Origin of the sequence: Streptomyces swartbergensis (assembly GCF_002148965.1) — a bacterium.
Classification (GTDB): Bacteria; Actinomycetota; Actinomycetes; order Streptomycetales; family Streptomycetaceae; genus Streptomyces; species Streptomyces swartbergensis.
The window spans coordinates 55,743-69,673 of sequence record NZ_NGFN01000002.1 but is presented as its reverse complement, the minus strand read 5'-3'; the positions used below and the strand labels follow the sequence as shown (position 1 = coordinate 69,673).

At 72.5% G+C, this 13,931-nt stretch carries 6 protein-coding genes and 1 pseudogene; 3 read left to right on the top strand and 4 right to left on the bottom strand.

Annotation, left to right across the window (positions count from 1 at the left end; translation table 11 throughout):
* Positions 1-48 precede the first annotated feature (48 nt).
* Together CA983_RS00835 and CA983_RS00830 are read right to left on the bottom strand one after the other, a co-directional pair.
* Positions 49-786, bottom strand: coding sequence for a class I SAM-dependent methyltransferase (locus CA983_RS00835; protein ID WP_086598909.1), 738 nt, complete (start codon positions 784-786; stop codon positions 49-51).
* 79 nt (positions 787-865) lie between these two features.
* Positions 866-1,840, bottom strand: a complete 975-nt coding sequence (locus CA983_RS00830) for an SCO2400 family protein (protein ID WP_086598908.1) — start codon at positions 1,838-1,840, stop codon at positions 866-868.
* A gap of 575 nt (positions 1,841-2,415) precedes the next feature.
* Here CA983_RS00830 and CA983_RS00825 point away from each other — a divergent pair.
* Entirely contained in the window at positions 2,416-2,865 is a 450-nt protein-coding gene (locus CA983_RS00825) for a spore-associated protein (RefSeq protein ID WP_086598907.1), read from the top strand.
* Between the two features lie 127 nt (positions 2,866-2,992).
* Here the strand turns inward: CA983_RS00825 and CA983_RS00820 are convergent, their stop codons facing one another.
* Entirely contained in the window at positions 2,993-4,360 is a 1,368-nt protein-coding gene (locus tag CA983_RS00820) for an APC family permease (RefSeq protein ID WP_086598906.1), read from the bottom strand.
* Positions 4,361-4,447: 87 nt separating this feature from the next.
* Here CA983_RS00820 and CA983_RS47505 point away from each other — a divergent pair.
* A pseudogene (locus CA983_RS47505) lies at positions 4,448-4,663 on the top strand (LbetaH domain-containing protein); the annotation flags it as partial.
* A gap of 70 nt (positions 4,664-4,733) precedes the next feature.
* Here CA983_RS47505 and CA983_RS00810 read toward each other — a convergent pair.
* Complete coding sequence (locus CA983_RS00810) at positions 4,734-5,273, bottom strand: phenolic acid decarboxylase (RefSeq protein ID WP_086598905.1); 540 nt, start codon at positions 5,271-5,273, stop codon at positions 4,734-4,736.
* Between the two features lie 118 nt (positions 5,274-5,391).
* On the opposite strand from CA983_RS00810, the gene CA983_RS44860 reads away from it, so the two are divergent.
* Positions 5,392-13,866 carry a type I polyketide synthase gene (locus CA983_RS44860; protein ID WP_107500185.1) on the top strand — a complete coding sequence of 2,825 codons (8,475 nt, stop codon included), beginning with the start codon at positions 5,392-5,394 and terminating at the stop codon, positions 13,864-13,866.
* The last annotated feature ends 65 nt before the right edge of the window (positions 13,867-13,931 follow it).

The following is a 13,931-nucleotide window of genomic DNA, read 5'->3' as shown; positions in this document are numbered from 1 at the left end:
AGGATTGTACGGGCGGATTCCGCTCGCGCGGAGGCGGCAGGGCCCGCGTCAGCCAGCTGTTCGCGGACGCCGTGCGACGAACACGAACTCCCGGCCCGGCCGGTCGGGCGCGTCGCGCACGCCCTCCACCGCATAGCCCTGGGCGACGAGTTCCGCCTCGACCTCTTCCCGCTCGCGGAAGCGCAGCGTCGAGTCCGACGTCAGCACCTGCCCGTCCGAGGCGAACACGTAGGTCCACCGGAACGTCACCAGCGGTCCGCTCACGTCGAGCAGATCGACCCAGGACTCGACGGCGCCGACACCGGGGACGTCCGTCGCGGTGTGCGTGGCCTCGCGGTTCCATTCCTCCCAGGCGCGGCGGGCGGGAATCCGGGTCTCGAACACGAAACGGCCGCCGGGCCGCAACGCTTCACGGACCCCTCGCAGGGTCCTGCGCCAGTCCTCGGGATCGACGACCGCCTGGGCGGCGTTGCCGGTCATCGTCGCGAGGTCGGCGGTCAGGGGCGGCAGGGCTGTCGCATCGCCGTGGATCCACCGCACCCGCTCACCGCCCGGCTTGCCGCGCGCCACCTCCAGAGATGCCCCGGCGGGATCGACGCCGACGACGTCGACGCCGCGTTCCGCCAGCAGCAGCGCGAACACGCCCGTGCCGCAGCCGATGTCGAGCACCCGGTGCGCCCCGAACTCCTCCGCCATGCGCAGGTACGGTTCGAGATCGGCGCGGTCGGGGTCGAGCGGGTCGTACACCGCGGCGAGCCGCGGATGCCGGAAGCACTCGTCTGCCATGCGCCCGAAGGTACGAGGGCGGCCGCGGTGCGGCCACGGGTTTTCGGCCTCCGGTTTTCGGCTACCGCCCTCGCGCGTCTCAGCCCAGGCAGATGACGAGCAGGCAGAGCTCCTTGGAATTGGCGCCGGAGTCGGAGGTCGAGGGAGGCGGAGTGGTGCTCGCCGCGGACGGGGGTGTCTCGGGGGACGCGGGCTGCGTGTCGGAGCCGGTGTCGGCGGCGGGCGGGTTCGTCTGCTCGGTCGCCGTCGACGTGGACTTCTCGGCGCTGCCGGTGACCGTGTCGACGGTGTTCGGGACGGTGGCCCTCGGCTGCGTCGTCTTCGGCAGCTCGCGGGGYGCGGCGGCCGCGTCCGTCCGGGGGTCCGCCGGGGTGCTGCGGGGAGCGGTGGTCCGGGGCTGCTGCTCGCGCTGCGCGGCGCGGTCGGTGCGCGGCGGAGTGGTGGGCGTGGGCGAGGACCGCGGGGTGTCGYGCCGGGTCGACGTCGGTTCGGTGTACGCCGGCGCCTGTCCCTCGGCGCCGCCCATGGTCGTGTCCTCGGGCGCCGTGGCCGACTGCACGCCGTGYGTCGAGTCGCCCTTCATGGCGGCGACGGTGAGACCGCCGCCGACGAGTGCGACGGCGGTCGCCACCACGGCCCGGCGCTGGCTCTTCTTCCAGCGGGCCATCTGACGACGCCGCGCCGCGCGCCCCTGCTGCGGGACCTGGTAACCGTCGGACCCGGTGGCGCCGGCGGCCTCGTGTCCGTCGGACGGGTCCGTGTCCGGGCTCTCGTGCCCCCCGGACGGGTCGGTGCCCAGGGTCTCGTGGCCGCCGGACGAGCCGGTGTACGCGAGAGGGAACTCACGCGTGTCGGCGCGGTTCGTCTCCCACACACTCCCGTCGTCCCACACGCTCCCGTCGCGCCATGCGCCGGAGGCGGCCGGGTACTCCCCTGGGGCCGGGCCGGTACGGCCGTCGGCGGCGGAGGGGTCGATGTCCGGGGCGTAGGCGCCGCACCCCGGGCAGACCAAGGCGCCGTTGAGGTGCCTACGGCACGAGGAGCAGTAGTCCATGTGGTCTTCCCGATCTTGCTGTGCCGACGGCTCGCCGGCCGTGGCCTGGTCACGTTCGCACGTGGGATCGAGCCGTAACGCTAACGAGACTTTGGAAGGGGGATGTGCAGCATGTGTGACACCCCTGAGCAGATCCTCTGCATCTCACGTGTGCCGTAAGCGGTTCGTGAGTGAAGGTGACGGGGCGTGGGCATGCTCGGGCTCCTGCCGAGGCGGGGCCAGGAGTCGCAGAAGCTCGGCGGGCTGCCCGCGCAGCGGATCCCCGGCTGGGGCCGACCGCCGCCATGCCTGCGCCCCGGGCAGACCGGTAGGTCCGCCACAGGGCCGCCGACCTCCCGCCGCACCGCGTCGAGCAGTTCGGGCGCACCGCCACGCCCGGGGAAGCGCCAGCCCGTCCCCGGCCGGCGCGCAGACGGCAGGCGGTCACCGCAGCCCCCGGCGGGCCGAAGGGGATTCTCACGCGCTCGCGCCCCCAACTCACCGAGGTTTCCTGCGAACTGACGCACAACCCTTTGAATGCCCGGCGGGTCACATCATGCAGGAGCAACCACCTCGAAGAGTTGCAAGGGGGAAATATGAGATTCACCCGTTCCGTCCTGGCCGCGTCGGCCTTGGCGGCGCTGACGGTGGGGACCACGACCGCCCTGGCGTCACCCGCCTCCGCCGCGCCCAACACCACTCCGCAGAAGGTCTGCGGCAGCGCCTACAAGACGGTGAACTCGGCGGCCGTCGGTTCCCTGGGCACCGTCTACCTGACGTACAACGCCGCCAACGGGCAGAACTGCGTCACGACCATCCGCAACAACCCGGGGACGGCCGTGGACATGTCCGCGTGGATCTACGTCCCCGACACCGAGGAAAGCCACGAGGACGCCGGGCGCTTCACGTCGTTCGCCGGACCGACCTACGTCTACGGCAAGGGCCACTGCGTCGACTGGGGCGGCAGCATCAAGAACGTGTACGTGCAGGTGTACGGCTCCAACTGCGGCGCCCTGAAGGAGCACCGGGTCACGTTCACCCGCTGACGGGGCCCCTCCCCTGAACCACCTTGAAACACCCCCCTGCCGGGCCATCACGTTCCCGCCGCCGTCGCGCGGGAGCCGTGGTGGCCCGGTGCCCGTTTCCGGGCGTACCGCCCGGCAGTCGTACTGCTTACGCCTCGCCACGTACTTTCAGCACCACCTTGTTGAGCCCCCACAGCCCGATGCCGATGGCGACCAGTACGCCCGCCCGGATGTAGACCTCCGCGGGCCGGTCGGACAACGGGCTGGCCAGGATCAGGGCGGTGATCGCGCCGAGCACCGGCAGGGCGGTCGGCGTCCGGAAGTGCTGGTGCTCGACGCGGTCGCGGCGCAGGACGAGGACGGCGATGTTGACCACGGCGAAGACGCACAGCAGGAGGAAGGCCGTGGTGTCGCCGAGGCCCTCGATCTCCCCCGTGGAGACCAGGCCGATGGCGAGGAGCGAGACGAAGACGATGCCGACGACCGGGGTGCGGCGCCGGGGCAGTACGCGGCCCAGGGCACGCGGCAGGATGCGCTCGTTCGCCATGCCGTAGCACAGGCGGGACGCCATCATGATGTTGATCAGTGCCGAGTTGGTGACCGCGAACAGCGCGATCAGAGCGAAGAGTCTGGGCGGGAAGTCGATCCCGCCGGCCTTGACGACCTCCAGCAGCGGGCCGCTGGAGTCCTCCAGCACGCGGTAGTCGACGAGCAGCGAGGAGACCAGGGCGACCAGGACGTAGATGGTGCCAGTGACGGCGACGCCGATGAAGATGGCGCGCGGGAACGTCCGCACCGGATCCTTCGTCTCCTCGGCCATGTTGACGGAGTCCTCGAAGCCCACGAAGGCGAAGAAGCCGAGGGCCGTCGCCCCCAGCACGCTGGTGAGCAGCGCGTAACCGCTGCCCTCCGCCTGGAACTCACCGAGCCGGGAGGGTTCGCCGTCACCGGTCAGGACGGCCCAGGCGCCGATCGTGAGGATGACGAGCAGACCGGTCAGTTCGACCACGGTGAGGACCACGTTGGTCTTCACGGACTCCGACACGCCTCGCAGGTTCAGGGCCGCGAGGGCGAGGATGAACAGGATCGCGACGAGGGTGGGCGGGAAGAAGTCCGTGAACTCGGACAGGTAGTCGCCGCTGAAGGCGCGGGCCGCCGCGCTCGCCGAGGAAAGGCCTGAGCACATGACCATGAAGGCGACGATGAAGGTCAGGAACGGGACCTGGAACGCCTTCTGGGTGTAGAGCGCGGCTCCGGCCGCCTTCGGGTACTTGCCGACGAGTTCGACGTACGAGGCGGCTGTCAGGATCGCCACGACGAACCCGATGACGAACGGCAGCCACAGCGCCCCGCCGACCTTGCCGGCGACCTGACCGGTGGTGGCGTAGATGCCGGTGCCGAGGATGTCACCGATCACGAACAGAATCAGCAGTTTGGGGCCTATGGCACGCCTCAGCGGGGTGTCGTCGTCCCCTCTCTCCGGCGCACCGGCTGCATCCCTGTCGGTTGCGGACACGAAAGCTCCCTGGGTGTTCGACACGGACCGGAACAACGTCTCCCTTGCCCGGCAGACCAGTTGGTGATGCCTTGATGCCTTGATGCCTTGACGTATTCGACGGGCCCCGGCGCAGCTCGTCGGTTCGTCATGAACGGCGCCAACCAGCGCATGGACGGCCCCTCGACGTTCCCCTTCCCCACCATGGGCGGCTCCTGGGCCGAGCACTTCGACCTGCTCACCGGCCTGCCGAACCGGGGCGACACCGTCGTCGGCCACGACGTCTGGTCCGGCCACGGCACGACGATCATGCCCGGCGCGCGGCGAGACCCTCGGCCGGCACGGCCACCACCACTGACGCGCCTTCGCCGAGCGGCGCAGACTCACACCTCGGTCAGTTGGTGCGGTCGGACCAGCCCTGCGGGAGGTCTCCCGGAGCTGCGGCGATGACCGTCTCGTCGTCGGGGCCGACGTACTCGAAGAGGGTGATCTTCGCGAATTCCGGGACGACGTAGATCGGGTAAGTCGGGCCCTCGTCGCGGTACTTGCGCATCTCGTCGAGGTGGTCGTTCTGGTAGACGACGGTGCGTTCGCCGTGTTCCTCCACCCAGCGCGGGAAGAAGATCACGCCGTGCAGGCGGCGCTTGCCCGGCATGATGTTGACGGAGACGGACGTACCGGTGGGCTCGTTCCAGGAGATCTTGTAGTGGTCGTCGTCCAGTTGGACGAGGTCGACCCGCTGGTCCTTGACCCAGCGGCCGCCCACCATGCCGGAGTGGATCCGGTAGTCGATGGTGGTCGGGTTCTTCACGTACATCTCGTACTGCCAGCCGTTGGCGTAGGTGTAGATGAAGCGGTGGCCGACGATCCCGGAGAGCTCCTGCCCGGGGACAGGGCTCTCGACGGTGGTCACGTGTGCTCCGTTGCCGGCCATGGGGGTACCTCCTTGCTGCCGTAGGCCACTGCGGCGGGCCGTACGAGTAGCCCCCACGACGGTCGACAACCTCTACGCTCAACATCGTTGCGGCCCGATGGACCTGGAAGGCGGAGACATGAGGCGTGGCGAGCTCGTCCGGCCGGTGCCGGAGCATTTACGGCGGCACGCCGAGGTGGCTGCGCACCGGGTCGCCTACTCCGACTCCTCGCGGAGCGTCACCTACGCCGAGCTGGAGCGGCGCACGCGCTCGCTGGCCGCGTATCTCACCCGGACGGGACCGCGCCGCGGCGACCGCGTCGCGATCTGCCTCGGCAACTGCGTGGAGATGGTGGAGGGCTGCCTCGCCGTCCTGCGGGCCGGGATGGTCGGCGTCCCGCTCAATCCGCGGGCCTCCGACGCCGAGCTGGCCCACTTCCTCCAGGACAGCGGCGCCGCGTTCGTCATCACCGACGCCGCGCACCTCGCACGGTTACGACGCCTGGGACCGCCGTACGACCGTCTGGGCGTCCTGGTCACCGGGAGCGGCCCGGTCCCGGACGGCGCCGAACTGTTCCGGAGCGCGGCCGAGGGCGGGGGCGACGGGTCCGCGGAGATCGACATGCTCGGCCTCGACGATCCGGCCTGGATGCTCTACACCTCCGGCACCACGCACCGGCCCAAAGGTGTGTTGTCCACGCAGCGGGCCGCGTTGTGGTCCGTGGCCGCCTGCTACGCCACGATCTTCGGTCTGTCGCCCGACGACCGGCTGCTCTGGCCGCTACCGCTGTTCCACAGCTTCAGCCACTCGCTGGCGATCCTGGGCGTGACGACCGTGGGCGCGAGCGCCCGGATCGCCGGTGAACTGCTGCCGCCGGGCGGTCTGCGGCGGGAACTGCTCACCGCGCACGCGGGACTCGGCGGGCCCTTCACCATGCTGGCCGGCGTGCCCGCGACGTATCACCGGATGCTCGACTCGGACGGCGAGACCCCGCCGGCGCTGCGGATGTGCGTCGTGGCCGGCGCCCCGAGCGGCCCCGCGTTGCGCGCGGCCGTCGAGGAGACCCTCGGGGCGCCGCTGCTGGACGCGTACGGCAGTACGGAGACCTGCGGCATGATCGCGGTGAACCGTTCGGAGGGGCCCAGGGTCGACGGTTCCTGCGGTCCGCCCGTCCCGGGCATGGACGTCCGCGTCGTCGACCCGCGGAGCGGCGAGGACGTCCCGGACGGCGCCGAGGGCGAGGTCTGGGTGCGGGGGCCGAGCCTGATGACCGGGTACCACGGGCAGCCCGAGGCGACGGCGGCCGCGCTCCGGGACGGCTGGTACCGCACCGGCGACCTCGGCCGCCGTGTCGAGCACGGCCATCTCCGGCTCACCGGCCGGGTCAGCGAGCTGATCATCCGCGGCGGCGAGAACATCCACCCGACGGAGATCGAGCAGGCCCTGTCGCAGTGTCCCGGCGTGTCCGAGGCCGTGGTCGTGGGGGTGCCGCACGACGTGCTCGGCGAGGTGCCGATCGCCTTCGTCGTACCAGGTCCGGACGGGATCGACGTCCGGCAGGTGCTCGCCGAGTGCCGGGCACGGCTGGCCGACTACAAGGTGCCGGCCGAGATCCGCGAGATCGCCGCCGTTCCGCGCACCGCGTCCGGCAAGATCGCCCGGCACGAGCTGGTCGCCCCCGCGTCGGGGGTCGCGACCGAGGCCGCGGGCACCGTCCTGCGTGACCGGCTCCTGCTCCTCTCACGCGACGACCAGGAGCGTGCGCTACGCGAAACGGTGCTCACCGAAACGGCAGAGGTCTGCCGGCGCACCCCGGGCGATCTGCCCGACGCGGACAGCCCGTTCGCCGATCTCGGCATGACATCCGTAGGCGTCGTCGAGCTGGTGGACCGGCTCGCCGCGCTGACCGGTCTGAGCCTGCCGTCGACGCTGGTCTTCGACCACCCGACGCCGGCCGAGGTGACCCGGTACCTGCGCGCGGCGCTCTTCGAGGGCGAACCGGTGCGGCGGCCGCAGGCGTTCGGCGGACAGGACCGGTCCCCCGAGGACGATCCCGTCGTCATCGTCGCCATGGGCTGCCGGTATCCCGGTGACGTCAACTCCCCCGATGAACTCTGGGAGTTGGTGTCGCGGGGACGGGACGCGATCTCGGAGTTCCCGGCCGACCGCGGCTGGGACCTGGACGCCCTCTACGACCCCGACCCCGACCGGATCGGCACGTCGTACACGCGACACGGCGGATTCCTGCACCGGGCCGCGGAGTTCGATGCCGGGCTGTTCGGGATCTCGCCGCGCGAGGCGCTGGCGATGGATCCGCAGCAGCGGCTGCTTCTGGAGACCTCCTGGGAGGTGTGGGAGCGGGCCGGGATCGACCCGGCGTCGGTGCGCGAGAGCGACACCGGCGTGTTCGTGGGCGTGATGTACGCCGACTACTCGACCCGGTTCACCACCCGCTACCACGAGTTGGAGGCGCACCTGGGACTGGGCTCGGCGGGCAGCGTGGCCTCGGGGCGGATCTCGTACGTGTACGGCCTGCGCGGTCCCGCGATCACGGTCGACACGGCCTGCTCGTCCTCCCTGGTGGCGCTGCACTGGGCGGCGCGGGCGCTGCGTTCGGGTGAGTGCTCGCTTGCGCTGGCCGGCGGGGTCACGGTGATGGCGACGCCCAAGCCGTTCCTCGCGTTCAGCCGGCAGCGCGGGCTGTCGCCGGACGGGCGCTGCAAGTCATTCTCGGCGGCGGCCGACGGTACGGCCTGGGGCGAGGGCGTGGGTCTCGTCCTTCTGGAGCGGTTGTCCGACGCTCGGCGCAACGGTCACCCGGTCCTGGCCGTACTCCGCGGCTCCGCCGTGAACTCCGACGGCGCGTCCAACGGGCTCGCCGCGCCCCATGGGCCGGCCCAGCGGCGGCTGATCACACGGGCGCTGGCGGACGCGGGGCTGCGCGCCGGTGACGTGGACGCGGTGGAGGCCCACGGTACGGGCACCCGGCTGGGCGACCCCATCGAGGCGCAGGCCCTCCTGGCCACATACGGACAGGGGCGGGAGCAGCCGCTGTGGCTAGGGTCGGTCAAGTCCAACCTGGGGCACACGCAAGCGGCGGCCGGAGTCGCCGGCGTCATCAAGATGGTGCAGGCCATGCGGCACGGCGAGCTGCCCCGAACGCTGCACGCCGACTCGCCGACACCGCACGTCGACTGGTCCGCCGGCCGCGTGGAACTGCTGACGACCCCACGGCCCTGGCCGGCCTCGGACCGGCCGCGGAGGGCGGGGGTCTCGGCCTTCGGGATCGGCGGGACCAACGCGCACGTGATTCTGGAAGAGGCGCCGGAGAAGGAGAGTGTGGCCGCATGGGAGTCGGCGGTCTCTCAGGGTGCGGCGGGCTCCCCAGGTGCGGTGGTCTCTCCGGAGGCGGCAGCCTCTCCGAAGGCGGCGGGCTCTCCGAAGGCGGCGGGCTCTCAGGGTGCGGCGGGCTCCCCGGGTGCGGTGGTCTCCCCGGGTGGGGCGGTGTCTCCGAGTGGGGCGGTGTCTCCGAGTGGGGCGGTGTCTCCGAGTGGGGCGGTGTCTCCGGGTGCGGCAGCCTCTCCGGAGGCTGCGGGCTCCCCGGGTGTGGCGGGCTCCCCAGGTGCGGCAGCCTCTCCGAAGGCGGCGGGCTCCCCGGAGGCGGCGGGCTGCCCGGAGGTGGCAGCCTCCCAGGACGCGACGGACTCCCCGGAGACAGCCGCGGCGCCGCCCGTTCCGTGGCTGCTCTCCGCCGCCGACGAGACCGCCCTGCGCGCCCAGGCCGGCCGGCTCGCGGCCGAGGTGGCGAACCGGCCGGGCCTGTCGCCGACCGACGTCGCCTACTCGTTGGCGGTGTCGCGCCCCGCCCTCACCCATCGCGCGCTCGTCCCGGCCGGCGACCGAACCCGGACGCTGAACGCACTGAACGCGTTCGCGCAGGGCCGGGATACACCGGGAGTCGTACGAGGACTCGCGGACCCGGAGATCCGTACGGCCTTCCTGTTCACCGGACAAGGCGCCCAGCGCCCCCGGATGGGCGCCGAACTGCGCGCCGCCTTCCCCGTCTTCGCCGACGCCTTCGACGAGGTCTGCCGGTATCTGGACGACCGTCTCCCCCAGCCGCTGAGCGCGGTGCTGTCGGCCGAGCCGGGCTCGCCGGAAGCGGCTCTTGTCGACCGTACGGACTTCGCCCAGGCCGGACTGTTCACCTTCGAGGTGGCGCTGTTCCGGCTGCTCGAGTCGTGGGGCGTGCGAGCCGACCGCCTCGTGGGCCACTCCGTCGGCGAGCTGACGGCCGCGCATGTGGCCGGCGTACTCGACCTGCCCGACGCTGCGACGCTCGTCGCCGCTCGCGGCCGGCTGATGCAGGCCTTGCCCGACGGCGGCGCGATGGTGGCGTTGGACGGGAGCGAGGAGGAAGTCGTCGCGGCACTCGCCGAGTCCGAGGCGCAGGTGGCGGAGGTGGCTCAGACGGCACAGGTGGCCGTCGCGTCCGTCAACGGGCCTCGTTCGGTGGTGATCTCGGGCGCGGAGGACGCGGTGCTCGCGGTCGCGGCCGGCTTCGAGGCGCGCGGCCGCAGGGCCGTACGGCTGCGGGTGAGTCACGCCTTCCACTCGCCCCTGGTGGCGCCGATGCTCGAAGAATTCCTTTCCGTAGCGCGGGAGTTGACCTTCCGGCCGCCGCGCATCCCGATCGTCTCCACCGTGACGGGCCGACTCGCCGAGCCCTCGGAACTGTGCTCGCCCGAGTACTGGGCGCGGCACGCCCGGCTGCCCGTGCGCTTCGCCGACGCCGTGCGCCGGCTGGCGGACGACGGGGTCTCCGCCTACCTGGAGCTCGGTCCCGGGCCGGTACTCACTGCGGCGGCCACCGACTGTCTGGCCGACGCGCCCACAAGGGGCCCCGTGCTCGCCGTGGCCACACGAGGCGGTGCGTACGAACCTGAGACGCTCCTGTCGGCCGTGGCGCGGCTGCAGGTGGCCGGGGCGGCGGTCGACTGGGCGGCGGTGTACGCGGGTTCCGGCGCGCGCCGCGTGGACCTGCCGACGTACGCCTTCCAGCGGCAGCGGTACTGGCTTGACGCGCCGCGACCGACGGCGGCCGGCGCCGAGACCCTGCTGAGCGCGGCGTTCCCGGTGCCGGGCACCGAGCGGACGGTGCTGACCGGGCTGTTGTCCCTCGCGACCCACCCGTGGCTCGCGGACCATGTCGTCGCCGGGCGGGTCATCGTGCCGGCGACGGTGTTCGTGGAGATGGCCCTGCGGGCGGGCGAGGAGGTGGGCTGCGGCGCGGTCGACGAACTCGTGGTGCTGTCGCCGCTCGCCCTGCCCGGTTCCGCGGGGGTGCGGGTCCAGGTCGTGGTGGGTGCGCGGGACGACGACTCGGGCCGACGGCCGGTCGACGTCTACTCCCGGCCGGAGGAGCCCGCTGCGGACGCCTCGTGGATCCGGAACGCCTCCGGGCAACTGGGCCGAGGTCGCACTGCGCGGGACGATCTGACCCACTGGCCGCCCCAGGGCGCCGAGGCGGTCGATCTCACCGGCGCGTACGCCGCCCTCGCCGACGCCGGACTCGCCTACGGGCCTGCCTTCCAGGGGGTCGGCGCGGTCTGGCGGCGCGGCGACGACGTCTTCGCGGAGGTCCGGCTGCCCGCCTCGCACGCGTCGGAAGCGGGCCGCTTCGAACTCCACCCGGCGCTGTTCGACGCCGCGTTGCACGCGCCGCTGCTGGCCGGGACCGCCGACACGAGCACGGTCCGGGTGCCGTTCGCCTGGAGCGGGATGAGCCTGCACGCCTCGGGCGCCACGGAGTTGCGGGTCAGGGTGACGTCGTCGGGCCCGGACACGGTCTCGCTGACGCTGGCCGACCCGTCCGGCAGGCTCGTGGCACGCGTGGACTCGCTGACCACCCGGGAACTCCCGGCCGACCGGGCAGACCGGGCAGACCGGGCCGACATGACGGACGACATCGTACGAAGGGCCCTGCTGTTCCCTGAGTGGGCCGCACACGACCTCCCCGGAGACGGCTCCGGCGACGCCGATGAGCGCGCCTGGGCAGTGCACGGGCCTGACGAGCTGAACCTCGCCGAGTTCCTGCCCGGCGGCCTGAATCCCGAAGTCGTCGCCGTCACGGCCATCGCCCGTGCCACGGGCTCGGATCCGCTCTCCGCCACTCACGAGTTGACGCGCCGAGTGCTCAAGGTGCTCCAGGACTGGCAGGACGATCCGGGCGCGGCGGGCTCACGGCTGGTGGTGGTGACGCGGGATGCCACCGGGCCGGTGCCGGACCTGGCGGGTGCGGCGGTCTGGGGACTGGTGCGCACGGCGCAGTCGGAGCTGCCGGGTCGGGTCGTCCTGGTGGATGTCGACGGGCGACCCGAGTCGCTGCGGATGCTGCCGTCGGCCGTCGCCACCGGCGAGCCGCAACTCCGGGTGCGAGACGGGCAGGTGACGGTTCCGCGACTGGCCGCCGCGGGTGGTGCCTCGGGCTCGGGGGCTGCCTTCGACCCGGACGGTACGGTGCTGATCACCGGAGGCACCGGCGCGCTGGGCGCGGAGCTGGCACGCCATCTGGTCGCCCAACACGGAGTACGGCATCTGCTGCTGACCGGACGCCGTGGACCGCAGGCACCCGGGGCGGCGGAACTGTGCGGCGACCTGGAGGAGTTGGGGGCGCGGGTCGGCATCGTCGCCTGTGACGCGGCCGACCGTGCCGCGCTGGCCAAGGTGGTCAAGCGCTGTGAGCCGCCGTTGACCGCGCTGGTGCACGCCGCCGGGGTTCTGGACGACGGCGTGCTGGACTCGCTGACCCCCGAGCGGCTGGCGGCCGTATTGCGGCCGAAGACCGACGCGGCCTGGAACCTGCACGAACTGACCCGGGACATGGGTCTTTCGGCGTTCGTCCTGTTCTCCTCGGTCTCCGGTCTGCTGGGCCGGCCGGGCCAGGGCAATTACGCGGCCGCGAACTCGTTCCTCGATGCCCTCGCCCACCGCCGCGCCGCCCAGGGACTGCCGGCGGTCTCGCTGGCGTGGGGCCCGTGGGAGCACGCCGACGGCATGGCGGTGGGGCAGCCCCCACAGCACCCACAGTCACGTGACGTGCTCGTGCCGCTGTCCACACAGCAGGGCATGGCCCTGTTCGATGCCGGACTGCGCTCGACGGAGCCGGTCCTGGCACCGATCCTGCTGGACCGGGCGGCGCTTCGGTCCGGTGCGGGGCACCTGCCACCGCCGTTGCGCGGACTCGTCCGGCAGCACCGGCCGCCCGCCGCGGCGACGGCCTCGGGCGGCTCCGCCGGCTCCCCTGGGCAGATGCCGGTGCCGGGAGCCTGGCGGAAGCGGCTCGCCGACATGCACCCGGGCGAACGGGAGGCGGCGCTCGTGGAGTTGCTGCGGGCCGACGTGGCCGCGGTGCTCGGCTACCCGCACGCCGACGCGCTCCCGGTCGGCAAATCCCTCACCGACCTGGGGTTCGACTCCCTCACGGCCGTGCAGCTCCGCAACCGGCTGAGCATGGGGCTGAAGCTACGGCTGTCGGCCGCGGTGGTGTTCGAGCACCGCACGGCCGAGAAACTGGCACGCCACCTGCTGGGCCTGCTGGACGGCGAACCGGCCGCCGCGGCCACCACGGCCGCCCCCGAGGCCGCAGGAGCCGCCGAGGGCGCAGGGCCCACGGGGCCCGAGCGGCCCGCGTACACCCTCTCCTCGCTGTTCCGGGCGGTCAGTGCCGCCGGACAGCCTGTGGCGGCGATGCACCTGCTCGTCACCGCGTCCTGGGCGCTGCCCACCTTCACGGCCGCCCAGGGCCGCGAGCACGCACTGTCCCCGATCCGCCGCTCCCCCGGCGGCTCCGACTCCGACTCCGACTCCGGCTCCGGCTCCGGCTCCGGAAGGCCGACGGTCGTCTACTTCCCGGCCTACCAGCCGTCGCTCACGACGGACGGCGGAGACTTCCCCCGGTTCCACCGCGCTTTCCAGGACGACCCCGAGACCTTGGATGCCTTGGATGCCTTGGAGGTCCTGGAGTTCCCGCACCCCGGTATCGGCGCCGGGGCCGCCGTACCGCAGGACCGCGCCGCGCTGGCGCGTACGCATGCCGAGAACGTGCTGCGGCACGTCGGGGACCGGCCCTTCGTGGTCGTAGGACGGTCGGCGGGCGGCAATGTGGCGCACCTGGTGGCGCACCACCTGGAGAACACGGGCCGGGCACCGACCGGTCTGGTGCTGCTGGACACCTACCACATCACGCCGGACAACAGCGACAAGGACTGGCTGCTGTCCCTGGCCGTTCCACCGCCTCAGGACACCCGGCAACCCCTCTTCACCGGGGACGACGACAGCACCCTGGCCGCGATCGGCGCCTACAACCGGATCTTCCTCGGCTGGTCCCCCGAGCCGATCGCCACGCCCACGCTCCTCGTGCGCGCGCAGCGGCCCACGCCCGCCATGGCGACCTCCGCCGACGCGGACGACTGGCGGACGTCCTGGCCGGCGGCTCACGACGTCGTGGCCGTCCCCGGCGACCATCTGACGATGATGCGGGAACACGCGGAGACAACCGTGTCGGCGATCCGCGCCTGGATGGACGCCCGAAGGACGAAGGGAGACCGGTGAGTTCCGCCCGCCGAAGGCCGGAATGGGCACCGGGGCCCGCCTGCCCTGCGGCCGGCCGGGGTGAC